Below are 24,691 nucleotides of genomic sequence, written 5' to 3'. Positions count from 1 at the left end.
AGCAGGAAGGAACAGCATGACAGATGTAACGATTAAAACGCTGGCCGCAGAGCGACAGACCTCCGTGGAACGCCTGGTACAGCAATTTGCTGATGCAGGTATCCGGAAGTCTGCTGACGACTCTGTGTCTGCACAAGAGAAACAGACTTTGATTGACCACCTGAATCAGAAAAATTCAGGCCCGGACAAATTGACGCTGCAACGTAAAACACGCAGCACCCTTAACATTCCTGGTACCGGTGGAAAAAGCAAATCGGTACAAATCGAAGTCCGCAAGAAACGCACCTTTGTGAAACGCGATCCGCAAGAGGCTGAACGCCTTGCAGCGGAAGAGCAAGCGCAGCGTGAAGCGGAAGAGCAAGCCCGTCGTGAGGCAGAAGAATCGGCTAAACGCGAGGCGCAACAAAAAGCTGAACGTGAGGCCGCAGAACAAGCTAAGCGTGAAGCTGCTGAACAAGCGAAACGTGAAGCTGCGGAAAAAGACAAAGTGAGCAATCAACAAGACGATATGACTAAAAACGCCCAGGCTGAAAAAGCCCGCCGTGAGCAGGAAGCTGCAGAGCTCAAGCGTAAAGCCGAAGAAGAAGCGCGTCGTAAACTCGAAGAAGAAGCACGTCGCGTTGCTGAAGAAGCACGTCGTATGGCGGAAGAAAACAAATGGACTGATAACGCGGAACCGACTGAGGATTCCAGCGATTATCACGTCACTACTTCTCAACATGCTCGCCAGGCAGAAGACGAAAGCGATCGTGAAGTCGAAGGCGGCCGTGGCCGTGGTCGTAACGCGAAAGCAGCGCGTCCGAAGAAAGGCAACAAACACGCTGAATCAAAAGCTGATCGTGAAGAAGCACGCGCAGCAGTACGTGGCGGTAAGGGCGGAAAACGTAAAGGTTCTTCGCTGCAGCAAGGCTTCCAGAAGCCTGCTCAGGCCGTTAACCGTGACGTTGTGATCGGCGAAACTATCACCGTTGGCGAACTGGCGAACAAGATGGCGGTTAAAGGCTCTCAGGTCATCAAAGCGATGATGAAACTGGGCGCAATGGCAACCATCAACCAGGTTATCGATCAGGAAACCGCACAGCTGGTTGCTGAAGAGATGGGCCACAAAGTTATCCTGCGTCGTGAAAACGAGCTGGAAGAGGCGGTAATGAGCGACCGTGACACGGGGGCTGCGGCTGAACCGCGCGCTCCGGTTGTGACCATCATGGGTCACGTTGACCACGGTAAAACCTCTCTGCTGGACTACATTCGTTCAACGAAAGTGGCCTCTGGCGAAGCGGGCGGCATTACCCAGCACATTGGTGCATACCACGTTGAAACTGAAAACGGCATGATCACCTTCCTGGACACCCCGGGGCACGCCGCGTTTACTTCAATGCGTGCACGTGGTGCGCAGGCAACGGACATCGTAGTCCTGGTTGTTGCTGCCGACGACGGCGTAATGCCGCAGACCATCGAAGCAATCCAGCACGCGAAAGCGGCGCAGGTACCGGTGGTGGTTGCAGTGAACAAGATCGATAAACCAGAAGCCGATCCGGATCGCGTTAAGAATGAACTCTCCCAGTACGGCATCCTGCCGGAAGAGTGGGGCGGTGAAAGCCAGTTCGTACACGTATCTGCGAAAGCGGGTACCGGTATCGATGAACTGCTGGACGCTATCCTGCTGCAGGCGGAAGTTCTGGAGCTGAAAGCGGTACGTAAAGGTATGGCGAGCGGTGCGGTTATCGAATCCTTCCTCGATAAAGGTCGTGGTCCGGTTGCTACCGTTCTGGTACGTGAAGGTACTCTGCACAAGGGCGATATCGTTCTGTGTGGCTTCGAATACGGTCGTGTTCGTGCGATGCGTAACGAACTGGGTCAGGAAGTGCTGGAAGCGGGTCCGTCCATTCCGGTGGAAATCCTCGGCTTGTCCGGTGTTCCGGCTGCGGGTGATGAAGTTACCGTTGTGCGTGACGAGAAGAAAGCGCGTGAAGTTGCACTCTATCGTCAGGGTAAATTCCGCGAAGTTAAACTGGCGCGTCAGCAGAAATCTAAACTCGAGAACATGTTCGCCAACATGACCGAAGGCGAAGTTCACGAAGTGAATATAGTCCTCAAGGCAGACGTACAGGGTTCTGTAGAAGCGATCTCCGACTCCTTACTGAAACTGTCTACTGACGAAGTTAAAGTGAAGATCATCGGTTCTGGCGTAGGTGGTATCACCGAAACCGACGCCACCCTGGCGGCAGCATCCAACGCTATTCTGGTTGGCTTTAACGTTCGTGCCGATGCATCTGCGCGTAAAGTGATTGAGGCTGAAAGCCTGGATCTGCGTTACTACTCCGTCATCTATAACCTGATTGACGAAGTGAAAGCGGCGATGAGCGGTATGCTGTCTCCGGAACTGAAACAGCAGATTATCGGTCTGGCGGAAGTTCGTGACGTGTTCAAATCACCGAAATTTGGTGCCATCGCAGGCTGTATGGTTACCGAAGGTGTGGTTAAACGTCACAACCCGATCCGCGTTCTGCGTGACAACGTGGTTATCTATGAAGGCGAGCTGGAGTCCCTGCGCCGCTTCAAAGATGACGTTAACGAAGTCCGTAACGGTATGGAATGTGGTATCGGCGTTAAGAACTACAACGACGTCCGCACTGGCGATGTGATCGAAGTATTCGAAATCATCGAGATCCAACGTACCATCGCTTAAGGTTTTTAGGGTTCCATGCGGGATAAGGCGTTTACGCCGCATCCGGCATGGATTGCCTGATGCGACGCTGGCGCGTCTTATCAGGCCAACGTGAACAGCCCTTCCACCTGAAATTAATTTTTAAAAAGGGGCTAACAGCCCCTTTTTTGTCAGGAGAATTTATTATGGCGAAAGAATTTGGTCGCCCGCAGCGCGTAGCGCAGGAAATGCAAAAAGAGATCGCTCTCATCCTGCAGCGTGAAATTAAAGATCCTCGTCTGGGCATGATGACCACCGTTTCCGGTGTCGAAATGTCTCGCGACCTGGCGTATGCCAAAGTATATGTGACGTTCCTCAACGACAAAGATGAAGACGCGGTTAAAGCGGGCATCAAAGCGTTGCAAGAAGCTTCTGGTTTCATCCGCAGCCTGCTGGGGAAAGCGATGCGCCTGCGTATCGTGCCGGAACTGACCTTCTTCTACGACAACTCTCTGGTTGAAGGGATGCGCATGTCAAACCTGGTGACCAGCGTGGTCAAACATGACGAAGAACGTCGTGTTAACCCGGACGACAGCAAGGAGGACTAATGAGTCGTCCTCGTCGTCGCGGTCGCGACATTAACGGCGTTTTGTTGCTGGATAAACCTCAGGGTATGTCCAGCAACGATGCGCTGCAAAAAGTGAAACGGATTTATAACGCCAACCGTGCCGGGCATACCGGTGCGCTGGACCCGCTGGCGACCGGCATGTTGCCGATTTGCCTCGGGGAAGCGACGAAGTTTTCCCAGTATCTGCTGGACTCCGACAAACGCTATCGGGTCATTGCGCGTCTTGGACAGCGTACCGATACTTCTGACGCCGACGGACAAATCGTTGAAGAGCGTCCGGTAACCTTTAGTGCAGAACAACTGGCGGCGGCACTGGATACTTTCCGTGGCGATATCGAACAGATCCCATCGATGTATTCAGCACTGAAATACCAGGGCAAAAAACTGTACGAATATGCGCGTCAGGGCATTGAAGTTCCGCGTGAAGCGCGTCCGATTACCGTTTATGAATTGCTGTTTATTCGCCATGAAGGCAATGAGCTGGAGCTGGAAATTCACTGCTCAAAAGGCACTTATATCCGCACCATCATTGATGACCTGGGTGAAAAACTCGGTTGTGGCGCGCATGTTATTTACCTGCGTCGTCTGGCGGTAAGTAAATATCCGGTTGAACGGATGGTGACCCTGGAGCACCTGCGTGAACTTGTTGAGCAAGCTGAACAGCAGGATATTCCGGCTGCGGAGTTACTTGATCCATTACTGATGCCAATGGACAGTCCAGCTTCGGACTATCCGGTGGTGAATCTTCCGTTAACGTCTTCTGTTTACTTCAAAAATGGTAACCCGGTTCGTACATCTGGTGCACCGCTGGAAGGACTGGTTCGCGTCACGGAAGGTGAGAACGGCAAATTTATCGGTATGGGCGAAATTGACGATGAAGGCCGCGTTGCGCCTCGTCGCCTGGTGGTTGAATACCCGGCGTAATGTTAACCGTCTTGCGATAACAGGTCGCTACGAGTAGAATACTGCCGCTTAACGTCGCGTAAATTGTTTAACACTTTGCGTAACGTACACTGGGATCGCTGAATTAGAGATCGGCGTCCTTTCATTCTATATACTTTGGAGTTTTAAAATGTCTCTAAGTACTGAAGCAACAGCTAAAATCGTTTCTGAGTTTGGTCGTGACGCAAACGACACCGGTTCTACCGAAGTTCAGGTAGCACTGCTGACTGCACAGATCAATCACCTGCAGGGCCACTTTGCAGAGCACAAAAAAGATCACCACAGCCGTCGTGGTCTGCTGCGCATGGTTTCTCAGCGTCGTAAACTGCTCGACTACCTGAAACGTAAAGACGTAGCACGTTACACCCAGCTCATCGAGCGCCTGGGTCTGCGTCGCTAATTCTTGCGAGTTTCAGAAAAGGGGGCCTGAGTGGCCCCTTTTTTCAAGCTGACGGCAGCAATTCACTGGAAACTAATGTATTGTTGCTATGAATGATCTTCCGTTGCAGAGGTTCGCGCGGCTAATGAGAGGCTTTACCCACATTGGGCTGGGTTAGGGTTGTCATTAGTCGCGAGGATGCGCAGAAGATCGGGTATTAACACCAGTGCCGTAAGGTACTGTCTAAGAAAGAGAAAGGATATTACATTGCTTAATCCGATCGTTCGTAAATTCCAGTACGGCCAACACACCGTGACTCTGGAAACCGGCATGATGGCTCGTCAGGCTACTGCCGCTGTTATGGTTAGCATGGATGACACCGCGGTATTCGTTACCGTTGTTGGCCAGAAAAAAGCCAAACCAGGTCAGGACTTCTTCCCACTGACCGTTAACTATCAGGAGCGTACCTACGCTGCTGGTCGTATCCCGGGTAGCTTCTTCCGTCGTGAAGGCCGCCCAAGCGAAGGCGAAACGCTGATCGCGCGTCTGATTGACCGCCCGATTCGCCCGCTGTTCCCGGAAGGTTTCGTCAACGAAGTTCAGGTTATCGCCACCGTGGTTTCTGTTAACCCGCAGGTTAACCCGGATATCGTCGCGATGATTGGTGCTTCCGCAGCACTGTCTCTGTCTGGTATTCCGTTCAATGGTCCGATTGGTGCTGCCCGCGTAGGTTACATCAATGACCAGTACGTACTGAACCCGACTCAGGACGAGCTGAAAGAGAGCAAGCTGGACCTGGTGGTTGCCGGTACTGAAGCTGCCGTGCTGATGGTTGAATCTGAAGCTGAACTGTTGAGCGAAGACCAGATGCTGGGCGCAGTGGTGTTCGGTCATGAACAACAGCAGGTTGTTATTCAGAACATCAATGAACTGGTGAAAGAAGCCGGTAAACCGCGTTGGGACTGGCAGCCGGAGCCGGTAAACGAAGCGCTGAACGCGCGCGTTGCTGCACTGGCTGAAGCTCGTCTGAGCGATGCTTACCGCATCACCGACAAACAAGAGCGTTATGCGCAGGTTGATGTCATCAAATCTGAAACCATCGCAACGCTGCTTGCTGAAGACGAAACCCTGGACGAAAACGAACTGGGTGAAATTCTGCACGCGATCGAGAAAAACGTTGTTCGTAGCCGCGTACTGGCAGGCGAACCGCGTATCGATGGTCGTGAAAAAGATATGATCCGTGGTCTGGATGTGCGTACTGGCGTGCTGCCGCGTACTCACGGTTCTGCGCTGTTCACCCGTGGTGAAACGCAGGCGCTGGTTACCGCAACGCTGGGTACTGCTCGTGACGCGCAGGTTCTTGATGAACTGATGGGCGAACGTACCGATACCTTCCTGTTCCACTACAACTTCCCTCCGTACTCCGTAGGCGAAACCGGCATGGTCGGTTCTCCGAAGCGTCGTGAAATTGGTCACGGTCGTCTGGCGAAGCGCGGCGTGCTGGCAGTCATGCCGGATATGGACAAATTCCCGTACACCGTACGTGTAGTGTCTGAAATCACCGAATCCAACGGTTCTTCTTCTATGGCTTCCGTGTGCGGCGCGTCTCTGGCGCTGATGGACGCAGGTGTGCCAATCAAAGCTGCCGTTGCGGGTATCGCAATGGGTCTGGTGAAAGAAGGCGACAACTACGTTGTGCTGTCTGACATTTTGGGCGACGAAGATCACCTGGGCGATATGGACTTCAAAGTTGCGGGTTCCCGCGACGGTATCTCTGCATTGCAGATGGATATCAAAATTGAAGGTATCACCAAAGAGATCATGCAGGTTGCGCTGAACCAGGCTAAAGGTGCGCGTCTGCATATCCTGGGCGTAATGGAACAGGCGATCAACGCGCCGCGTGGCGATATCTCTGAGTTCGCACCGCGTATCCATACCATCAAGATCAACCCGGACAAGATCAAAGACGTTATCGGTAAAGGCGGCTCTGTGATCCGTGCCCTGACCGAAGAAACTGGCACCACCATCGAAATCGAAGATGACGGTACTGTGAAGATCGCAGCGACCGACGGCGAGAAAGCGAAACACGCTATTCGTCGTATCGAAGAGATCACTGCAGAAATCGAAGTGGGCCGCGTCTACACTGGTAAAGTGACCCGTATCGTTGACTTCGGCGCATTTGTTGCCATCGGCGGCGGTAAAGAAGGTCTGGTACACATCTCTCAAATCGCTGACAAACGCGTTGAGAAAGTGACCGATTACCTGCAGATGGGTCAGGAAGTACCGGTGAAAGTTCTGGAAGTTGATCGCCAGGGCCGTATCCGTCTGAGCATTAAAGAAGCGACTGAGCAGTCTCAACCTGCTGCAGCACCGGAAGCTCCGGCTGCTGAACAGGGCGAGTAAGGTTGCCATTTGCCCTCCGCTGCGGCGGGGGGCTTTTAACCGGGCAGGACGCCTTGTTAGCAACCGGGAACAGGACGTTCATTCAACCGTGGTCTTCGGGAGTGGGAAATGAAGCCTTTTTTGCGCTGGTGTTTCGTTGCGACAGCACTTACGCTTGCAGGATGCAGTAATACTTCCTGGCGTAAAAGTGAAGTCCTCGCGGTACCATTGCAACCGACTTTACAGCAGGAAGTGATTCTGGCACGTATGGAACAAATCCTTGCCAGTCGGGCTTTAACCGATGACGAACGCGCACAGCTTTTATATGAGCGCGGAGTGTTGTATGATAGTCTCGGTCTGAGGGCATTAGCGCGTAACGATTTTTCGCAAGCGCTGGCAATCCGACCGGATATGCCTGAAGTATTCAATTACTTAGGCATATATTTAACGCAGGCAGGCAATTTTGATGCTGCCTATGAAGCGTTTGATTCTGTACTTGAGCTTGATCCAACTTACAACTACGCGCACTTGAATCGCGGGATCGCATTATATTACGGCGGTCGTGACAAGTTAGCGCAAGATGATCTGCTGGCGTTTTATCAAGACGATCCCAATGATCCTTTCCGTAGTCTGTGGCTTTATCTCGCCGAGCAGAAGCTCGATGAGAAGCAGGCTAAAGAAGTGTTGAAACAGCACTTCGAAAAATCGGATAAGGAACAGTGGGGATGGAACATTGTCGAGTTCTACCTGGGCAACATTAGCGAACAAACGTTAATGGAAAGGCTCAAGGCGGACGCAACGGATAACACCTCGCTCGCTGAGCATCTCAGTGAAACCAACTTCTATTTAGGTAAGTACTACCTAAGTCTGGGGGATTTGGACAGCGCCACGGCACTGTTCAAACTGGCGGTTGCCAACAACGTTCATAACTTTGTTGAGCACCGATACGCATTGTTGGAATTATCGCTCCTGGGCCAGGACCAAGATGACCTGGCAGAATCGGACCAGCAATAGCTGACGTACACATCAGCCCGTAATCTTTTTTGATTGCCATCACCTTAACGGGTGAGGGCGTTGTTGTTCGTTAATACACCTACTTTGAGCCGGTTCACACTTTTCAATGAAAATTGCTGATCAATTTCATGATGAGTTATGTAGACTGGCCGCCATTAATTTTGAGGCACACGTACTACATGGCTGAATTCGAAACCACTTTTGCAGATCTGGGCCTGAAGGCTCCTATCCTTGAAGCCCTTAACGATCTGGGTTACGAAAAACCATCTCCAATTCAGGCAGAGTGTATTCCACATTTGCTGAATGGCCGCGACGTTCTGGGTATGGCCCAGACGGGGAGCGGAAAAACTGCAGCATTCTCTTTACCTCTGCTGCAGAATCTTGATCCTGAGCTGAAAGCACCACAGATTCTGGTGCTGGCACCGACCCGCGAACTGGCGGTACAGGTTGCTGAAGCAATGACGGATTTCTCTAAACACATGCGCGGCGTAAATGTGGTTGCCCTGTACGGCGGCCAGCGTTATGACGTGCAATTACGCGCCCTGCGTCAGGGGCCGCAGATCGTTGTCGGTACTCCGGGCCGTCTGCTGGACCACCTGAAACGTGGCACTCTGGACCTCTCTAAACTGAGCGGTCTGGTTCTGGATGAAGCTGACGAAATGCTGCGCATGGGCTTCATCGAAGACGTTGAAACCATTATGGCGCAGATCCCGGAAGGTCATCAGACCGCTCTGTTCTCTGCAACCATGCCGGAAGCGATTCGTCGCATTACCCGCCGCTTTATGAAAGAGCCGCAGGAAGTGCGCATTCAGTCCAGCGTGACTACCCGTCCTGACATCAGCCAGAGCTACTGGACTGTCTGGGGTATGCGTAAAAACGAAGCACTGGTACGTTTCCTGGAAGCGGAAGATTTTGATGCGGCGATTATCTTCGTTCGTACCAAAAATGCGACTCTGGAAGTGGCTGAAGCTCTTGAGCGTAACGGCTACAACAGCGCCGCGCTGAACGGTGACATGAACCAGGCGCTGCGTGAGCAGACACTGGAACGCCTGAAAGATGGTCGTCTGGACATCCTGATTGCGACCGACGTTGCGGCCCGTGGCCTGGACGTTGAGCGTATCAGCCTGGTGGTTAACTACGATATCCCGATGGATTCTGAGTCTTACGTTCACCGTATCGGTCGTACCGGTCGTGCGGGTCGTGCTGGCCGCGCGCTGCTGTTCGTTGAGAACCGCGAGCGTCGTCTGCTGCGCAACATTGAACGTACTATGAAGCTGACTATTCCGGAAGTAGAACTGCCGAACGCAGAACTGCTGGGCAAACGCCGTCTGGAAAAATTCGCCGCTAAAGTACAGCAGCAGCTGGAAAGCAGCGATCTGGATCAATACCGCGCACTGCTGAGCAAAATTCAGCCGACTGCAGAAGGTGAAGAGCTGGATCTCGAAACTCTGGCCGCCGCACTGCTGAAAATGGCACAGGGTGAACGTACTCTGATTGTTCCGCCAGATGCGCCGATGCGTCCGAAACGTGAATTCCGTGACCGTGATGACCGTGGTCCGCGCGATCGTAACGACCGTGGCCCGCGTGGCGACCGTGAAGATCGTCCGCGTCGTGAACGTCGTGATGTTGGTGACATGCAGTTGTACCGTATTGAAGTGGGCCGCGATGATGGTGTTGAAGTTCGTCATATCGTTGGTGCGATTGCTAACGAAGGCGACATCAGCAGCCGTTACATCGGTAACATTAAGCTGTTTGCTTCTCACTCCACCATCGAACTGCCGAAAGGTATGCCGGGTGAAGTGCTGCAACACTTTACACGTACTCGCATTCTGAACAAGCCGATGAATATGCAATTACTGGGCGATGCACAGCCGCATACTGGCGGAGAGCGTCGTGGCGGTGGTCGTGGTTTCAGTGGCGAGCGTCGTGAAGGTGGTCGTAACTTCAGCGGTGAACGCCGTGAAGGTGGTCGTGGTGATGGTCGTCGTTTTAGCGGCGAACGTCGTGAAGGCCGCGCTCCGCGTCGTGATGACTCTACCGGTCGTCGTCGTTTCGGTGGTGATGCGTAATCATCGCTGAACAGCGAACACAGTCTGTAAAATAATATATACAGCCCCGATTTGAACCATCGGGGCTTTTTTTCTGTCTTTTGTACTCGTGTACTGGTACAGTGCAATACATAACAACGCAGTCGCACTATTTTTCACTGGAGAGAGGCCCTCATGGCAACACTAACCACCACCCAAACGTCACCGTCGCTGCTTGGCGGCGTGGTGATTATCGGCGGCACCATTATTGGCGCAGGGATGTTTTCTCTGCCAGTGGTCATGTCCGGGGCGTGGTTTTTCTGGTCAATGGCGGCGCTGATCTTTACCTGGTTCTGTATGCTGCATTCCGGCTTGATGATTCTGGAAGCTAACCTGAATTACAGAATCGGTTCGAGTTTTGACACCATCACCAAAGATTTGCTGGGCAAAGGCTGGAACGTGGTCAACGGCATTTCCATTGCCTTTGTGCTCTATATCCTGACCTATGCCTATATTTCTGCCAGTGGTTCGATTCTGCATCACACCTTCGCAGAGATGTCACTAAACGTCCCGGCACGGGCGGCGGGTTTTGGTTTTGCATTGCTGGTAGCGTTTGTGGTGTGGTTGAGCACTAAAGCCGTCAGTCGCATGACAGCGATTGTGCTGGGGGCGAAAGTCATTACCTTCTTCCTCACCTTTGGTAGCCTGCTGGGGCATGTGCAGCCTGCGACATTGTTCAACGTCGCCGAAAGCAATGCGTCTTATGCACCGTATCTGTTGATGACCCTGCCGTTCTGTCTGGCATCGTTTGGTTATCACGGTAACGTGCCAAGCCTGATGAAGTATTACGGCAAAGATCCGAAAACCATCGTGAAATGCCTGGTGTACGGTACGCTGATGGCACTGGCGCTGTATACCATCTGGTTGCTGGCGACAATGGGCAACATCCCTCGTCCGGAGTTTATCGGCATCGCCGAGAAGGGCGGTAACATTGATGTGCTGGTGCAAGCATTAAGCGGCGTGCTGAACAGCCGTAGCCTGGACCTTCTGCTGGTCGTGTTCTCAAACTTTGCGGTAGCGAGTTCGTTCCTTGGCGTAACACTGGGTTTGTTTGACTATCTGGCAGATCTGTTTGGTTTCGATGACTCAGCCCTGGGGCGCTTGAAAACGGCATTGCTGACCTTTGCCCCGCCAGTTGTGGGGGGGCTGTTGTTCCCGAACGGATTCCTGTACGCCATTGGTTATGCTGGTTTAGCGGCTACCATCTGGGCGGCAATTGTTCCGGCGCTGTTAGCCCGTGCATCGCGTAAACGCTTTGGCAGCCCGAAATTCCGCGTCTGGGGTGGCAAGCCGATGATTGCGCTGATTCTGGTGTTTGGCGTCGGCAACGCACTGGTGCATATTTTATCGAGCTTTAATTTACTGCCGGTGTATCAGTAATCAGCGATGCCTTATCCGACATTTCTGCTGCCTACACAATGCCTGATGCGCTTCGCTTATCAGGTCTATGTAGGACAGCGTTGCCAGCTCGGATAAGGCTTCCCGCGTTAAGACACACTATCCCAACAACTCTTCCTTAACATCCATCGCCAGCTCAAACGAATGCAGGCGCGCCTGGTGGTCGAAAATCTGCCCGTTAACCATAATCTCATCGGCGTCGGTTTCGCGCAGGATCGACTGCAAACCATGACGCACTTTCGCTTTATCGCCCACCAGCGACATACTCAGCGCCTGTTGCACGCCATACTGCTCAGACGGTGACCAGAACTGATCCATATTTTGAATCGGCGGCGGCAGTTGCCCGGTTTCGCCACGGCGCAGCTTCACAAAGGCTTGCTGCATTGAGGTAAACAGAAATTCAGCGTCGCGGTTGCTGTCGGCAGCGATAATATTGATGCACACCATCGCGTATGGTTTTTCCAGTCGTGCCGACGGTTTGAAGTTGCTGCGATAAAGATGCAGCGCCTGGAACAACATATCCGGCGCGAAGTGTGAGGCAAACGCAAACGGCAGACCAAGCTGCGCCGCCAGTTGCGCGCTGTAAAGGCTGGAGCCTAACAACCACACCGGGATTTTCTCGCCATAGCCCGGAACCGGGCGCACATGCGGATTGGGATCGCGGGCGTCAAACCAGTCCACCAGCTCCGCGACATCGCGAGGGAAATTATCAACATCGCCGCTCATATGACGACGTAGCGCCATCATTGTCCGCTGATCGCTACCTGGAGCACGTCCCAGCCCTAAATCGATTCGCCCCGGATAGAGCGTATTAAGCGTGCCGAACTGCTCGGCAATCACCAATGGCGAATGGTTCGGTAACATCACGCCGCCAGAACCCAGATGCAGCGTGGTGGTATTTGCCGCCAGATAGCCAATCAATACCGATGTTGCAGCACTGGCAATGCCGGTCATATTGTGGTGTTCCGCCAGCCAGTAGCGATGATAGCCGCGCTTTTCAGCCAGACGGGCGATATCGAGAGAGTGGGAGAATGCTTCTCGTGCTGAAGAACCTTCGGGGATGGGGGCCAGATCGAGTAGCGAAAACGCAATGGTTTTATCAGTCATAACAGCTCACTTTGTTACCGATTAATCTTTAATACTGCATTAAAGAGTAGTTAAAGTTGTTAACAAAGTGAGCTATTTACTTAGGCTTGCAGCTCCAGTCCTGCCAGCCGCCGCCAGTAGCCGTTACAGTCGCTGTTCGCCGTCAACGGCAGTGGTGCAGCGCCATTTTCATTAGCGCGGAAGGCGTCGAGCATCGCGAAAGTGTCAGTACCCTGCGGTGACAGGCGGACCAGATCGACCAGCCCCTGCATGGATGCCAGCTCGTTACCGAGGTTGTAAACGTAGCCGCTCATGGTCTGAATGCCATTGAGTACAAACACTTGTTGGTTTTCCTGCGACAGCACGTTGCGCCCGTTCGGATACTTAATGCAGCAGGTTTCACACTCATCTTTCGGGCGGTCTTCCGAACGCGCGGTAAAGCAGCGGGCGGAGTAGGCCAGCGGTAGATGACCGTAGCTCAGGACTTCCACTTCAAACTGGTTGCGAATGCCCAGCTCATCGCACTGATTAAGCAGATTCACCAGCCAGTCGCGGGAAAGCTCCACCGGCATACACCAGCGCATCATGCCCTGTTTGAGCAATATTTTCAGCGTCACCGCGTTATAGCAGTTCAGCGCGTGTCCGGCGACGAACGGCAGTTTGCGTTCAGCGCACATATTCACCACGCCGAGATCGCTGGCTTCAATCAGAAACTCACCGTTCTCAACATAGCGTTTCAGTTCGCCCAGTTCAGATGATGCCTGCACCAGCGCCAGCGTGGAGAGCACTATCTGCTTACCACTTCCGGCGAGCGATTTTGCCATCTCCAGCCAGTCGCCAACTTTGGTTGCCCGGCGCTTGCTGCATACCGCTTCGCCAAGATAAATCACGTCGGCGCTGCTGGTGGCGGCCTGCTGATAAAAATCTTCCAGCGTCTCTTTTGGCCAGTACCACAGCACTGGCCCTAAGGAATATTTCATTGCTCTTCTCATTGCCATTTACGGTGATACGCGCCAAGGGTGGTTTGCGTGCCTTCGGACATCGACCCGAGCGTCTCCATCCACGCGCTTTGCGGTACGAAGTTTTGCGGATCGGCCTTACAACGGTCGATAGCCTGACGCCAGACTTTCGCCACCTGGCTGACATACGCCGGGCTACGCTGGCGGCCTTCAATTTTCACCGAAGCGATATTCGACGCCATTAACTCCGGCAGCAGTTCCAGGGTATTGAGACTGGTTGGTTCTTCCAGCGCGTGATAGCGCTCGCCGTCCACCAGATAACGCCCTTTACACAACGTCGGATAACCTGCGTTTTCGCCGTCCTGATAACGGTCGATCAGCACTTCGTTCAGGCGGGATTCCAGCCCCTGCGGCGTTTGTTGCCAGCGCACGAAACGGGCCGGAGAACACGCGCCTACGGTGTTGGGCGACTCACCCGTCAGATACGACGACAGATAGCAACGGCCTTCCGACATAATGCACAGGCTGCCAAAAGCAAAGACTTCCAGTGGTACAGGTGTGACCCGTGCCAGTTGTTTCACCTGATGAATCGACAACACGCGCGGCAGCACCACGCGAGCAACGTCAAAATGGCGATGATAAAAGTTAATCGCCTCTTCATTGGTCGCCGAAGCCTGCACTGACACATGACGCTCAATATGCGGGTAACGCTCGGCGGCGTACTCTAGCATGGCGAGGTCGGCGAGGATCAGCGCGTCGGCACCCAGCTGCGCCGCCATATCCACGGCACGCTGCCAACGGGCGTAACCGTCCGGATGCGCAAAAGTGTTAATCGCGATGTGAAGTTTGCGGCGATGTTGATGGACAAAACTCACCGCTTCCTGCAATTTTTTCTCGGTAAAGTTAAGGCCGGCGAAGTGACGGGCATTGGTATCATCTTTTAGCCCGATATAAACAGCATCTGCGCCGTTTTCGATGGCCGCCTTAAGCGCCGGGAGATTTCCGGCAGGGCAGAGCAGCTCCATAATTTTTCCTGAAGGTTGCGCTATCAAAACGCAAAAATGTTAACGAACTGGGATTTTAGTTAACCTTGCTGCGACAATTTTTGATTTAAGGCAGTTAAAGTTGTATTGGTGGTAGCAGCAATTTCATATGGAATTGTTGATTTATACCGCTATGTTATTTTTCTGATATGGCAAAATAGGATGATTGTTGAAACAGGGAGTAAAACTCGTGTTGGATAAACTGCGTTCCCGTATTGTGCATTTGGGGCCATCTCTGTTGAGTGTACCGGTAAAACTGACGCCATTTGCGCTAAAACGCCAGGTTCTTGAGCAGGTCTTAAGCTGGCAATTCCGTCAGGCGCTGGATGATGGCGAGCTGGAGTTTCTTGAAGGCCGCTGGTTAAGTATTCATGTGCGTGATATTGACCTGCAATGGTTTACCTCGGTGGTGAATGGCAAACTGGTGGTCAGCCAGAACGCGCAAGCTGATGTGAGTTTTAGTGCCGACGCCAGCGATCTGCTGATGATTGCGGCGCGTAAACAGGATCCGGATACGCTCTTCTTCCAGCGTCGGCTGGTGATTGAAGGCGATACGGAGCTGGGGCTGTATGTGAAAAACCTGATGGACGCCATTGAACTGGAGCAAATGCCGAAAGCCTTACGCATGATGCTGCTGCAACTGGCGGATTTTGTTGAGGCGGGAATGAAAACCGCGCCTGAAACCAAACAGACATCGGTAGGTGAACCATGCTAATTCGAGTAGAAATTCCCATTGATGCGCCGGGTATTGATGCCCTGCTGCGTCGTTCATTCGAAAGTGATGCGGAAGCGAAGCTGGTTCACGATCTGCGTGAAGATGGCTTTCTGACGCTGGGGCTGGTGGCGACAGATGACGAAGGTCAGGTCATTGGCTATGTGGCATTTAGCCCGGTTGATGTGCAGGGCGAAGACCTGCAATGGGTCGGCATGGCACCGCTGGCGGTAGATGAAAAATACCGTGGACAGGGGCTGGCACGCCAACTGGTCTATGAAGGACTCGATTCGCTTAATGAGTTCGGCTATGCCGCAGTGGTGACGCTGGGCGATCCGGCGCTGTACAGTCGTTTCGGCTTTGAACTGGCGGCGCATCACGATCTGCGTTGCCGCTGGCCGGGCACTGAAAGCGCCTTCCAGGTACATCGTTTAGCGGATGACGCGCTGAATGGCGTAACCGGTCTGGTTGAGTATCACGAGCATTTCAATCGCTTTTAATCTCCGGGGTTTGCAGACTGCTTAACAGCTCTGCAAACCCTGCGCCTTCCGCTACCAGATGCTCTTTTTGCCGTTTGGTCAGTTGCTTAACGCGATATTCCGCCCGTAACGCCAGCGAACGATCGCCCACTGGCGCGGAAAATGCCAGCGTCAGTTCACCTTTCCCGCGCAGTGCTTTCGCCCCTTTGCCGCTTTGGTGCTGCTGATAGCGGCGTTCGACATCCGTGGTGATCCCGGTATAAAGCTTATTGTCGGCGGTACGGATCAAGTAAAGAAACCAGGGTGTCATCGTCTGCGTCGCATGTTAAGGTCAGGCCCACAGTATAAAAGAGAACAGCAATGGAAACACTCATCACCATCAGCCGTTGGTTGGCAAAACAACATGTTGTCACCTGGTGTGTGCAGCAGGAAGGGGAACTCTGGTGCGCTAATGCTTTTTATCTGTTTGATGCGCAGAAAGTCGCCTTCTACATTTTGACGGAAGAAAAAACGCGCCACGCGCAGATGAGTGGGCCGCAGGCTGCGGTTGCCGGAACGGTAAACGGTCAGCCGAAAACGGTAGCGTTAATTCGCGGCGTGCAGTTTAAAGGTGAGATCCGCAGGCTGGAAGGTGAGGAAAGCGACCTCGCGCGCAAGGCGTACAATCGTCGCTTTCCGGTTGCCAGAATGCTGTCGGCCCCGGTGTGGGAAATCCGGCTCGATGAAATCAAATTCACCGACAACACGCTGGGCTTTGGTAAAAAAATGATTTGGCTACGCGGCTCAGGCACCGAGCAGGCGTAACGCCTCGCGGTTAAACGCTGGCAGATCGTCCGGCGTCCGGCTGGTAACCAGCTGATCTTTATCGACCACGACTTCCTGATCGTAAAATTCCGCGCCCGCATTTTTAACATCAATAATGATCGGTTTAACTGCGGTCAGTTTGCGCCCCCGAATCACATCGGCGCTGATCAGCAGCTGCGGACCGTGACAGATGGCGAAAACAGGTTTGCCGCTATTCACAAAATCACGGGTAAAGATGACAAAACGGTTGTCGCCACGCAGATAATCCGGTGAATAACCGCCCGGTAGCAACAGGGCATCAAACTCCGCTGGCGTCACTTCATCGATGGATTTATCGATGGTCACGCTGGCTTCTCCTTTTTTGCCTTTCACCGTTTTACCCGCTTGTTTTTCAATGGTAATCACTTCGTGTCCGGCTTTACGGAACTCGTCTGCGGGTGAAGTAAATTCTGAATCTTCAAATTCATCAGTGATTAAAACGGCAATTTTCTTACTCATGCTTCCTCCGCGTTGTTGCATTGGATGAGGCGAATTTCCCACAATCGGGGATAATTACCTCATGGTCTATTAAGCCTGGTGCATGAGCCGTGGAGCGCAAGGTAGACAATTCTGTAAAGGAGCGAAGATGAGTCAGGTACTGATTACAGGCGCAACGGGGCTGGTGGGCGGTCACCTGCTGCGGATGTTGATTAACGAACCGAAAGTTAACGCCATAGCCGCGCCGACGCGACGTCCGTTGGGAGATATGCCAGGAGTGTTTAATCCCCATGATCCGCAACTGACTGACGCGCTGGCGCAGGTCACCGATCCCATCGACATTGTGTTTTGTTGTCTCGGCACCACGCGGCGAGAAGCGGGGAGCAAAGAGGCGTTTATTCATGCCGATTACACGCTGGTAGTGGATACCGCATTAACCGGGCGGCGACTGGGCGCGCAGCATATGCTGGTGGTCAGTGCTATGGGTGCCAATGCCCACTCGCCGTTTTTCTATAACCGCGTCAAAGGGGAGATGGAAGAAGCATTAATCGCCCAGAACTGGCCGAAATTGACCATTGCTCGCCCGTCGATGTTACTGGGCGATCGTAGCAAACAGCGGATGAACGAAACGCTTTTTGCGCCGCTGTTCCGTTTGTTACCCGGTAACTGGAAATCCATTGATGCGAGAGACGTGGCGCGGGTCATGCTGGCAGAGGCGATGCGGCCTGAGCATGAAGGCGTGACGATTTTAAGCTCTTCAGAATTACGCAAAAGAGCTGAATAATTATTCCCAAGGATTGATAGTGAGCGTAATATTCACGCGCTCAATTATCATAACTTATTCCTGGGGAATGCTATGACTGGTCAGTCTTCATCTCAGGCGGCAACGCCCATTCAGTGGTGGAAACCCGCGCTTTTCTTTCTCGTTGTCATTGCCGGTCTCTGGTATGTGAAATGGCAACCTTACTACGGCAAAGCGTTTACTGCTGCCGAAACCCACAGTATCGGTAAATCTATCCTTGCGCAGGCGGATGCTAATCCGTGGCAGGCGGCGTTGGATTACGCGATGATCTATTTCCTCGCGGTATGGAAAGCGGCAGTGCTGGGGGTGATCCTCGGTTCGTTGATTCAGGTGCTGATCCCGCGTGACTGGTTGTTGCGTACGCTTGGGCAATCGCGCTTTCGCGGCACGCTGCTGGGAACGCTGTTTTCGCTGCCGGGCATGATGTGTACCTGCTGTGCGGCTCCGGTCGCGGCGGGAATGCGTCGCCAACAGGTGTCGATGGGCGGTGCGCTGGCATTCTGGATGGGCAATCCGGTGTTAAACCCGGCGACGCTGGTGTTTATGGGGTTTGTCCTCGGCTGGGGTTTTGCGGCGATTCGTCTGGTGGCCGGGCTGGTGATGGTGTTGCTGATTGCGACGCTGGTGCAAAAATGGGTGCGTGAAACACCGCAAACGCAGGCACCGGTCGAAATTGACATACCGGAAGCACAGGGCGGTTTTTTTAGCCGCTGGGGCAGGGCGCTATGGACGCTTTTCTGGAGTACGATCCCGGTTTACATCCTTGCAGTACTGGTGTTGGGTGCCGCTCGCGTCTGGTTATTCCCCCATGCCGATGGTGCTGTCGATAACAGCCTGATGTGGGTGGTGGCGATGGCGGTGGCAGGATGCTTGTTTGTCATTCCCACGGCAGCAGAAATTCCGATTGTACAAACGATGATGCTGGCAGGTATGGGAACTGCTCCGGCGCTGGCATTGTTGATGACGCTCCCGGCGGTGAGTTTGCCGTCACTGATTATGCTGCGCAAAGCGTTCCCGGCGAAAGCCTTATGGCTGACGGGGGCGATGGTGGCAGTGTCAGGCGTGATTGTCGGCGGGCTGGCGCTGTTATTCTGATTTGAGGGAAAACATGTCGGATGCGGCGTAAACGCCTTATCCGACCTACGGTTTGCATCGTTGTAGGCCTGATAAGACGCGGCAAGCGTCGCATCAGGCATTACAAGGGGCTGCTATTTAATAAACGTAAACGCCGTAGTTACCCGCTTCACGCCGCTCACCCGGCTGGCAATATCTGCCGCCGCTTTCGCTTCACGTTCAGTCACCAGCCCCATCAGGAACACTTCACCGTTTTCGGTGGTCACTTTCACGTTGGACGATTTCACCAGGTCGCTGGTTAAGAGCTGCGAACGCACTTTGGTGGTGATCCACGTATCGTTAGACGCTTCGCCCAGACCAATCGGCTGGCCCTGACGAATCTCGTTATACACTTCGTTGGCACCGTCTACGCCCATAGCAATTTGTTTGGCGCGAGCCGAAAGTTCAGCGTTTGGTGACTGCCCAACCAGCAGCACTTTGCCCTGATAGGCCGTTACATTAATGTGCGCTTCTTTCTTAATCTGTTCGTCTTTCGACAATGCGCTGTTCACGCGCACTTCCAGGGTACCATCGTCCACCTGGGTGCCGACACTGCGTGGGTCAGTTGCGGCTTTGGTACCCACAGCAGCAGTACCCACTACGGCAGCGGCAACACAACCTTGCAACAGCAGCGCGGAAATAAGGACTGCGATTGGCGATAATGCCTTCATGTATTCTCCTTAATCATCCTGGTGAGGGAAAAGCGTGTTATCGATCAGATCGCACAGGCAATTTACCGTCAGCATATGCATTTCCTGAATGCGAGCACTGCGATGCGAAGGGATGCGGATCTCCACATCCTGTGGCCCTAACAAACCTGCAAGTTCACCGCCGTCATAGCCGGTCAATGCCACAATGGTCATATCACGCGTAACGGCAGCTTCTACCGCTTTTACAATATCGCGGCTGTTGCCACGGGTGGAAATGGCTAACAATACATCTCCCGCATGACCCAGCGCCCGCACCTGTTTTGCATACACTTCATCATGTAAGCGATCGTTGGCAATCGCCGTTAAGACAACATTATCAGTATTTAGTGCAATGGCAGGTAAGCTGGGCCGCTCCGTTTCGAAACGGTTGATCATGCTGGCAGCAAAATGCTGTGCATTGGCAGCGGAAGTTCCATTACCACAACAGAGGATTTTGTTGCCATTGAGCAGAGACTGAACCAGCGTCATGGCCGCACGGGAGATGGCATCCGGAAGCGCCTCTGCCGCCGCAATTTGAGTTTGAATGCTTTCAGTGAAGCAAGCTTTAATTCTTTCTTGCACGCTAATCCTTAAACCTTAATTATGAGTGGTCATTAAAGGCATCCTTAATCCACTCAACCTCATTCCCGGTGAAGGCTACCACATCGAACCGGCAATCCACAGTATCAAAACTCCCATTATGACGCGCGAGCCACAAGCGGGCAGTCTGTAATAATTTGTGTTGTTTGCTGCGGGTCACACTGGCTGCCGCGCCGCCATAAAGCGCAGAACGGCGGTAACGCACCTCGACAAAAACGGTGGTCCGGCCTTCACGCATTATCAGATCGATCTCGCCGCCACGCTCGTTCACGTTAGCGGCGACAAATCGCAGTCCTTTGCCTTCCAGCCAGCGACGCGCTTGTACTTCCCACGCATCGCCGGTCTGTTTGGTGGTTAACTGGCGGGGACTACCTGACCTTGTTGGTACTGTAGCCATGATAACTTCCTGTTAATCACGCAATCCGGGTTAGCCGTCAGGCTTCCGGTATTACCGTTGATTTCAAAACCCTGAACCTGGCGCATTTGTGAGAAATGATTTGCCAGCGACCAGGCATCGACGCCCATCGCATACATGCGAGCCAGTGAATAATCGTTATTCACCGCGCTGAGTGCCTGCTGCATTAACGGTAGATTACCGCCTGCCAGCATCGGGATTTCGCTGTACTGCAAGCCTTCCATCTCCAGTCGGAAATCCGGGCCAGCGGTCCCTTGCGCACTGCGGGAGCTGGCGTACAGCGTTGCACCGCTCTGGCTACCGTTACGCATGGCGATCATCGGTTTGATAAAAGCGATTTCACCCGGCGTTGCCACAATGTACACCGCATCGACACGACCGCCATTATTGGTGAACTGGTCATCGGTTGGCGTGGTTTGCAGCGTTGGATTGTTGGTCGTCATGCCGGAGTCGGTTGTCGCTCTGGGAGTAATCGGGGTACCCGTTAAAGCGATACCAGAACCGCCGTTAACACCCGCGCGTAATTCGCTGGTGGAACCAAATTTTTGTTGCAGAACGGTGCCGCCGCCCAGTTTCTGCCACTCTTGCGCAAACGCATTGGCTACGCGATCGCCCAATGAACTGCGTGGGATCAGCACCAGCGGCGCTTGTTTACCCTGGTCACGAATATGACGCGCTGCATCGCGCGCTTCGTCTTCCGGTGAAAGCGCGAAGTAACAAATATTGACGCGATTTTCGATATTCTCCGGCTGGTTCAGTGCCAGTACGTTCAGCGGAGTGTTGCTCTTCAGCAACTCTTCAACGTTATTTTTCAGCAACGGACCGACCACAATACTCGCGCCATCCTGCTGAACCTGGCTTAAGATCTGGCTAAGTGGTTGTGATGAGGTATCGTAGATTTTCAGCTCAGCGGATGGATTTGCGGGTGCGCTTACCGCTGCGGTGCTTGTCGCCGGGGCGCTTACAGGCACCGGCTGGGCTGCAGGCTGTTCACCGGTCAGATCGCTAACCGAGGCTTGTGCCGGGCTGGCAACGCCATCCACGGTTTGAGGTTGAGGTTGTTCTGCTACGTCTGCGGCAGGTGCGGCAGCTACCTGAGCTGCCACTGGCTGAGTGCCGATATTTTTCGCCGCTTCAAAGCCTTGCTGAATAGTGCGACCAAATACCGCTGCCTGGCCATTCAGTGGCAACAGCAGGGCGATTTTGTTGGTCGAGGCTGGTTTAAACGCTTTTACGTTAACCAACTGCGTTGGCAGCATTTTCGCGCCCGGGTTGTTCGGATAACGTTTCTCCCAGTCGGCGATCCCGGCTTTCATCATGTCGGGATCGTTACGGTTATCAAACCAGACGCGCTGCAGATCCAGCCAGCCTTGCAGAATATTTTCGTCGGCGTTGATCACCAGCGTATTCGCCTGTTCCTGAGTCATGGAGGAGAGCGCCTGCCAGGTGGCATCAATATTCTGCTGTTTTTCTTTCGCGCCAAGCAGCGGTTCCTGAGCAATTAACGCGCGCAGTAAATCAATGGAAGGACGCCCCTGGCTGGCATCGATTTTTGCCTGCCAGTAACGGACTTGCTGGTTTTGTTCTAAATCGGCGGGTGTAATTTTCGCCAGCAAGTTTTGCGCGCCAGCAAAATCTTTCTGCGCCAGTTTAATCTCTACCGCCAGCAGTGTTTTCTCGAGACGCTGAGAATCATTCAGTTCTTGCGGTAGTTGGTTAAACAACTCAACCGCCTGCCCGGTTTTACCTTCTTTCACCAGTGCACGAATGGCGAGTAATTGCCAGTTGATCCTGGTATCATCAGAGCTTTGCTGCATCTGCTGAAGATAAAAGGCAGAATCAGCCTGCGCCGTGCCCTGCATATAAGCAGTGGACTGATCGGGAGTATGGGTGCCACAACCGGCGAAAATCAGGGCTGCCAGAACAACAGGCAGACAACGCGCGGCTTTCAAACGAGAAAATGTTGAGGGTACCATAATGTATCCAGTGATATTTTTTTTACGCAATGCTCAATATTAAATCGGCAATACGGACGACACAATGAAACAACACCAATCGGCGGATAATTCTCAGGGCCAGCTTTACATTGTACCGACGCCAATCGGCAATCTGGCGGATATCACCCAGCGTGCGTTAGAGGTATTACAGGCCGTTGATCTGATTGCCGCCGAGGATACTCGTCACACCGGTTTATTGCTGCAACATTTTGGGATTAATGCCCGGTTGTTTGCGCTGCACGACCATAACGAACAACAAAAAGCCGAAACGCTGCTGGCGAAGCTGCAAGAGGGGCAAAACATTGCACTGGTTTCCGATGCCGGAACGCCGCTAATTAACGATCCTGGCTACCATCTGGTGCGTACCTGCCGTGAAGCGGGGATTCGTGTGGTGCCGCTACCCGGACCGTGTGCTGCTATCACTGCGTTAAGCGCCGCGGGTTTACCCTCTGACCGTTTCTGTTACGAAGGCTTTTTACCTGCCAAATCAAAAGGCCGCCGTGATGCGCTAAAAGCCATTGAAGCGGAGCCGCGCACGCTGATTTTTTATGAATCTACCCACCGTCTGTTAGATAGCCTGGAAGATATCGTTGCGGTATTAGGCGAATCCCGCTACGTGGTTCTGGCACGTGAGCTGACCAAAACCTGGGAAACCATTCACGGCGCGCCCGTTGGCGAACTGCTGGCGTGGGTAAAAGAAGATGAAAACCGTCGCAAAGGCGAAATGGTGCTGATTGTCGAAGGTCATAAAGCACAGGAAGAAGACTTACCCGCCGATGCCCTGCGCACGCTGGCGCTGTTGCAGGCAGAACTGCCGCTGAAAAAAGCGGCGGCGCTGGCAGCAGAAATTCACGGCGTGAAGAAAAATGCGCTATATAAGTATGCGCTGGAGCAGCAGGGGTAAGAGTGCCGAAGCGTTGCGTTAATCAAAACGCAACGTCTTCTTTTACCGCACGATGACGGTAATGGTGGCTGTGCCCTGAAATTTTCCTGTTTCCAGCTCACCACCGACCAGATTAACTGGCCAGGCGCGCATATTGACGGTGCCATGCCCGGAAGGATCAACGGGAAGGATACCGTTCTGAAAAGGAATATTTGCAACTCCGCCGCCGAGATTTTCAATACGAATACCGACATCGGGCACATTGTCTGAACTTCTTCGCCTGGCGACCAGGTTGTACTGGTCTACTACCCCAGTTGTACCGTCGATGCGCATTTGCAACGAGTTTTTAATCTTTGAAGTATCACCACAGTCATAAGTGATATCAAAGTCTACTGGAGTAAAACCGTCTGGCATGGCATTGCGGGTGGTAAACTTCTGACCATTGATGAATCCAAAATTAACCTTAATAACATCGCCCTGATTAATTTTGCACGACTGTGGGGCGGTGAGATTTCCCTGTATCGATAACTTAACTAAATCATGGAAGTCACCTGTAGACGGGCTTCCCATTCCATCGACCCACGCGCCTTTAATGACGGCAATATCCGTTTTCGGAATGGTCATCGAGCCGAGAAATGGCTTGGTGACATACAGGGTAAAGGTGGTGTTCGCACCAATATTAACGGGTCCATAACGAGACGTGTCACCCTGGCAAACACCCGTTTGGGTTGCAGCAGAATATACGGTGCTGCTTTTTATCTGTGTGAATCGGGTGTTAACAGAGACAACCTGGTCGGTTGTGAGTCCTGGAATGTCGTTTGCCTGTAATGTGGTTTTAATATCCAGGCTGTCATTGAGTTTGTAATATCCTGTCTGATGTCCAGTGGTGGTAAGTACGGGGCTGACCATATAGACAAGTTTAACTGCCTTACCCGCAGAGCAGGAACAGGCGTATTGCCAGTTAGTGCTACTTAGCGTTGCAGAGGTAAACTCCCGTCCTGTCACGTTATCTGTCTGGTTCACCGTAACATCATCAACCACACTGCTGTAATTTGTCGCACCGCTAGTGCTGTCGGCTCCACACCCTCCTGAGGAGGCATAAGCGCAGGATGTGGATATCAACAAAAGTCCTGTCATAAGAGGCGCTCTTTTCAT

At 53.0% G+C, this 24,691-nt stretch carries 25 protein-coding genes; 15 read left to right on the top strand and 10 right to left on the bottom strand.

All coding sequences use genetic code 11. The features are described 5' to 3' along the window. Positions 1 to 16 precede the first annotated feature (16 nt). The 9 genes from infB (at position 17) to mtr (ending at position 11,459) form a co-directional block, all read left to right on the top strand. Positions 17 to 2,689 (top strand): translation initiation factor IF-2, encoded by a 2,673-nt coding sequence (gene infB, locus HUZ68_RS20110; RefSeq protein WP_000133044.1) that lies wholly within the window; start codon positions 17 to 19, stop codon positions 2,687 to 2,689. A gap of 164 nt (positions 2,690 to 2,853) precedes the next feature. Then, entirely contained in the window at positions 2,854 to 3,255 is a 402-nt protein-coding gene (gene rbfA, locus HUZ68_RS20105) for a 30S ribosome-binding factor RbfA (protein WP_001040205.1), read from the top strand. After that, positions 3,255 to 4,199 carry a tRNA pseudouridine(55) synthase TruB gene (gene truB / locus HUZ68_RS20100; protein ID WP_000089698.1) on the top strand — a complete coding sequence of 315 codons (945 nt, stop codon included), beginning with the start codon at positions 3,255 to 3,257 and terminating at the stop codon, positions 4,197 to 4,199. Before rbfA ends, truB begins: the two co-directional genes overlap by 1 nt. Positions 4,200 to 4,347: 148 nt before the next feature. Beyond that, the gene (gene rpsO, locus HUZ68_RS20095; protein WP_000059466.1) at positions 4,348 to 4,617 is read left to right on the top strand and encodes a 30S ribosomal protein S15; all 270 of its coding nucleotides are present in this window, start codon (positions 4,348 to 4,350) and stop codon (positions 4,615 to 4,617) included. Positions 4,618 to 4,863: 246 nt separating this feature from the next. Beyond that, positions 4,864 to 6,999 (top strand): polyribonucleotide nucleotidyltransferase, encoded by a 2,136-nt coding sequence (gene pnp, locus HUZ68_RS20090; RefSeq protein ID WP_001298740.1) that lies wholly within the window; start codon positions 4,864 to 4,866, stop codon positions 6,997 to 6,999. Positions 7,000 to 7,107: 108 nt separating this feature from the next. Beyond that, positions 7,108 to 7,992, top strand: coding sequence for a lipoprotein NlpI (gene nlpI, locus HUZ68_RS20085; RefSeq protein ID WP_000802080.1), 885 nt, complete (start codon positions 7,108 to 7,110; stop codon positions 7,990 to 7,992). Between the two features lie 106 nt (positions 7,993 to 8,098). Further along, complete coding sequence (gene yrbN / locus HUZ68_RS20080) at positions 8,099 to 8,179, top strand: protein YrbN (protein WP_010723222.1); 81 nt, start codon at positions 8,099 to 8,101, stop codon at positions 8,177 to 8,179. Further along, on the top strand, positions 8,172 to 10,061 hold the full coding sequence (gene deaD / locus HUZ68_RS20075) for an ATP-dependent RNA helicase DeaD (protein WP_001301504.1): 1,890 nt from the start codon (positions 8,172 to 8,174) through the stop codon (positions 10,059 to 10,061). Before yrbN ends, deaD begins: the two co-directional genes overlap by 8 nt. Positions 10,062 to 10,214: 153 nt before the next feature. Then, positions 10,215 to 11,459, top strand: coding sequence for a tryptophan permease (gene mtr, locus HUZ68_RS20070; protein ID WP_001603847.1), 1,245 nt, complete (start codon positions 10,215 to 10,217; stop codon positions 11,457 to 11,459). A 117-nt stretch (positions 11,460 to 11,576) separates the two neighbouring features. On the opposite strand, the gene HUZ68_RS20065 is transcribed toward mtr, so the two are convergent. The 3 genes from HUZ68_RS20065 to ubiU form a co-directional block, all read right to left on the bottom strand. Continuing rightward, entirely contained in the window at positions 11,577 to 12,584 is a 1,008-nt protein-coding gene (locus HUZ68_RS20065) for a luciferase-like monooxygenase (protein WP_033814984.1), read from the bottom strand. Positions 12,585 to 12,664: 80 nt separating this feature from the next. Then, entirely contained in the window at positions 12,665 to 13,543 is an 879-nt protein-coding gene (locus tag HUZ68_RS20060; protein WP_033814985.1) for a U32 family peptidase, read from the bottom strand. A gap of 8 nt (positions 13,544 to 13,551) precedes the next feature. After that, positions 13,552 to 14,547: a ubiquinone anaerobic biosynthesis protein UbiU gene (ubiU, locus tag HUZ68_RS20055; RefSeq protein ID WP_001613907.1), complete on the bottom strand. Its 996-nt coding sequence runs from the start codon at positions 14,545 to 14,547 to the stop codon at positions 13,552 to 13,554. A 208-nt stretch (positions 14,548 to 14,755) separates the two neighbouring features. On the opposite strand from ubiU, the gene ubiT reads away from it, so the two are divergent. Together ubiT and HUZ68_RS20045 are read left to right on the top strand one after the other, a co-directional pair. Beyond that, positions 14,756 to 15,280, top strand: a complete 525-nt coding sequence (gene ubiT, locus HUZ68_RS20050) for a ubiquinone anaerobic biosynthesis accessory factor UbiT (RefSeq protein WP_001295552.1) — start codon at positions 14,756 to 14,758, stop codon at positions 15,278 to 15,280. Beyond that, on the top strand, positions 15,274 to 15,777 hold the full coding sequence (locus HUZ68_RS20045) for a GNAT family N-acetyltransferase (RefSeq protein WP_000908554.1): 504 nt from the start codon (positions 15,274 to 15,276) through the stop codon (positions 15,775 to 15,777). The genes ubiT and HUZ68_RS20045 overlap by 7 nt, the downstream gene beginning before the upstream one ends. Here HUZ68_RS20045 and yhbQ read toward each other — a convergent pair. After that, positions 15,764 to 16,066, bottom strand: coding sequence for a DNA damage response exodeoxyribonuclease YhbQ (gene yhbQ, locus HUZ68_RS20040; RefSeq protein WP_033814986.1), 303 nt, complete (start codon positions 16,064 to 16,066; stop codon positions 15,764 to 15,766). The genes HUZ68_RS20045 and yhbQ overlap by 14 nt on opposite strands. Positions 16,067 to 16,116: 50 nt before the next feature. Between yhbQ and HUZ68_RS20035 the strand changes: the two genes are divergently transcribed. Next, entirely contained in the window at positions 16,117 to 16,560 is a 444-nt protein-coding gene (locus HUZ68_RS20035) for a YhbP family protein (protein WP_000449041.1), read from the top strand. On the opposite strand, the gene yhbO is transcribed toward HUZ68_RS20035, so the two are convergent. Further along, on the bottom strand, positions 16,540 to 17,058 hold the full coding sequence (yhbO, locus tag HUZ68_RS20030; protein WP_033814987.1) for a protein/nucleic acid deglycase: 519 nt from the start codon (positions 17,056 to 17,058) through the stop codon (positions 16,540 to 16,542). The two genes, HUZ68_RS20035 and yhbO, sit on opposite strands and share 21 nt — an antisense overlap. Before the next feature lie 127 nt (positions 17,059 to 17,185). Here yhbO and HUZ68_RS20025 point away from each other — a divergent pair, with 127 nt between their 5' ends. Continuing rightward, positions 17,186 to 17,821, top strand: coding sequence for an NAD(P)H-binding protein (locus HUZ68_RS20025; protein ID WP_000084526.1), 636 nt, complete (start codon positions 17,186 to 17,188; stop codon positions 17,819 to 17,821). 72 nt (positions 17,822 to 17,893) lie between these two features. After that, the gene (locus HUZ68_RS20020) at positions 17,894 to 18,934 is read left to right on the top strand and encodes a permease (RefSeq protein ID WP_000147622.1); all 1,041 of its coding nucleotides are present in this window, start codon (positions 17,894 to 17,896) and stop codon (positions 18,932 to 18,934) included. Positions 18,935 to 19,047: 113 nt separating this feature from the next. Here the strand turns inward: HUZ68_RS20020 and dolP are convergent, their stop codons facing one another. The 4 genes from dolP to lpoA are packed head-to-tail and all read right to left on the bottom strand — an operon-like array spanning position 19,048 to position 22,632. Continuing rightward, entirely contained in the window at positions 19,048 to 19,623 is a 576-nt protein-coding gene (gene dolP, locus HUZ68_RS20015) for a division/outer membrane stress-associated lipid-binding lipoprotein (RefSeq protein WP_033814988.1), read from the bottom strand. Positions 19,624 to 19,632: 9 nt separating this feature from the next. After that, on the bottom strand, positions 19,633 to 20,223 hold the full coding sequence (gene diaA / locus HUZ68_RS20010; RefSeq protein ID WP_001158034.1) for a DnaA initiator-associating protein DiaA: 591 nt from the start codon (positions 20,221 to 20,223) through the stop codon (positions 19,633 to 19,635). Between the two features lie 19 nt (positions 20,224 to 20,242). Next, on the bottom strand, positions 20,243 to 20,638 hold the full coding sequence (locus HUZ68_RS20005; protein ID WP_000246855.1) for a YraN family protein: 396 nt from the start codon (positions 20,636 to 20,638) through the stop codon (positions 20,243 to 20,245). After that, entirely contained in the window at positions 20,596 to 22,632 is a 2,037-nt protein-coding gene (gene lpoA / locus HUZ68_RS20000) for a penicillin-binding protein activator LpoA (RefSeq protein WP_033814989.1), read from the bottom strand. The genes HUZ68_RS20005 and lpoA overlap by 43 nt, the downstream gene beginning before the upstream one ends. Positions 22,633 to 22,696: 64 nt before the next feature. Between lpoA and rsmI the strand changes: the two genes are divergently transcribed. Next, on the top strand, positions 22,697 to 23,557 hold the full coding sequence (rsmI, locus tag HUZ68_RS19995; RefSeq protein ID WP_000809262.1) for a 16S rRNA (cytidine(1402)-2'-O)-methyltransferase: 861 nt from the start codon (positions 22,697 to 22,699) through the stop codon (positions 23,555 to 23,557). A gap of 42 nt (positions 23,558 to 23,599) precedes the next feature. Here rsmI and HUZ68_RS19990 read toward each other — a convergent pair whose 3' ends face one another. Continuing rightward, the gene (locus tag HUZ68_RS19990) at positions 23,600 to 24,691 is read right to left on the bottom strand and encodes a fimbrial protein (protein WP_033814990.1); all 1,092 of its coding nucleotides are present in this window, start codon (positions 24,689 to 24,691) and stop codon (positions 23,600 to 23,602) included.

The sequence above is a fragment of the Shigella dysenteriae genome (genome assembly GCF_022354085.1).
Taxonomy (GTDB): domain Bacteria; phylum Pseudomonadota; class Gammaproteobacteria; order Enterobacterales; family Enterobacteriaceae; genus Escherichia; species Escherichia coli.
This window is presented reverse-complemented; position numbering and strand designations above follow the sequence as displayed.

Bases quoted from the DNA above. Each gene is read 5' to 3' on its own strand.
- rbfA (WP_001040205.1), top strand. From the start codon at position 2,854: ATGGCGAAAGAATTTGGTCGCCCGCAGCGCGTAGCGCAGGAAATGCAA.
- yhbQ (WP_033814986.1), bottom strand. From the start codon at position 16,066: ATGACACCCTGGTTTCTTTACTTGATCCGTACCGCCGACAATAAGCTT.
- mtr (WP_001603847.1), top strand. From the start codon at position 10,215: ATGGCAACACTAACCACCACCCAAACGTCACCGTCGCTGCTTGGCGGC.
- rpsO (WP_000059466.1), top strand. From the start codon at position 4,348: ATGTCTCTAAGTACTGAAGCAACAGCTAAAATCGTTTCTGAGTTTGGT.
- yhbO (WP_033814987.1), bottom strand. From the start codon at position 17,058: ATGAGTAAGAAAATTGCCGTTTTAATCACTGATGAATTTGAAGATTCA.
- lpoA (WP_033814989.1), bottom strand. From the start codon at position 22,632: ATGGTACCCTCAACATTTTCTCGTTTGAAAGCCGCGCGTTGTCTGCCT.
- dolP (WP_033814988.1), bottom strand. From the start codon at position 19,623: ATGAAGGCATTATCGCCAATCGCAGTCCTTATTTCCGCGCTGCTGTTG.
- nlpI (WP_000802080.1), top strand. From the start codon at position 7,108: ATGAAGCCTTTTTTGCGCTGGTGTTTCGTTGCGACAGCACTTACGCTT.
- HUZ68_RS20035 (WP_000449041.1), top strand. From the start codon at position 16,117: ATGGAAACACTCATCACCATCAGCCGTTGGTTGGCAAAACAACATGTT.
- rsmI (WP_000809262.1), top strand. From the start codon at position 22,697: ATGAAACAACACCAATCGGCGGATAATTCTCAGGGCCAGCTTTACATT.
- HUZ68_RS20060 (WP_033814985.1), bottom strand. From the start codon at position 13,543: ATGAAATATTCCTTAGGGCCAGTGCTGTGGTACTGGCCAAAAGAGACG.
- HUZ68_RS20025 (WP_000084526.1), top strand. From the start codon at position 17,186: ATGAGTCAGGTACTGATTACAGGCGCAACGGGGCTGGTGGGCGGTCAC.
- ubiU (WP_001613907.1), bottom strand. From the start codon at position 14,547: ATGGAGCTGCTCTGCCCTGCCGGAAATCTCCCGGCGCTTAAGGCGGCC.
- HUZ68_RS19990 (WP_033814990.1), bottom strand. From the start codon at position 24,691: ATGAAAAGAGCGCCTCTTATGACAGGACTTTTGTTGATATCCACATCC.
- HUZ68_RS20045 (WP_000908554.1), top strand. From the start codon at position 15,274: ATGCTAATTCGAGTAGAAATTCCCATTGATGCGCCGGGTATTGATGCC.
- yrbN (WP_010723222.1), top strand. From the start codon at position 8,099: ATGAAAATTGCTGATCAATTTCATGATGAGTTATGTAGACTGGCCGCC.
- HUZ68_RS20005 (WP_000246855.1), bottom strand. From the start codon at position 20,638: ATGGCTACAGTACCAACAAGGTCAGGTAGTCCCCGCCAGTTAACCACC.
- deaD (WP_001301504.1), top strand. From the start codon at position 8,172: ATGGCTGAATTCGAAACCACTTTTGCAGATCTGGGCCTGAAGGCTCCT.
- HUZ68_RS20065 (WP_033814984.1), bottom strand. From the start codon at position 12,584: ATGACTGATAAAACCATTGCGTTTTCGCTACTCGATCTGGCCCCCATC.
- infB (WP_000133044.1), top strand. From the start codon at position 17: ATGACAGATGTAACGATTAAAACGCTGGCCGCAGAGCGACAGACCTCC.
- truB (WP_000089698.1), top strand. From the start codon at position 3,255: ATGAGTCGTCCTCGTCGTCGCGGTCGCGACATTAACGGCGTTTTGTTG.
- HUZ68_RS20020 (WP_000147622.1), top strand. From the start codon at position 17,894: ATGACTGGTCAGTCTTCATCTCAGGCGGCAACGCCCATTCAGTGGTGG.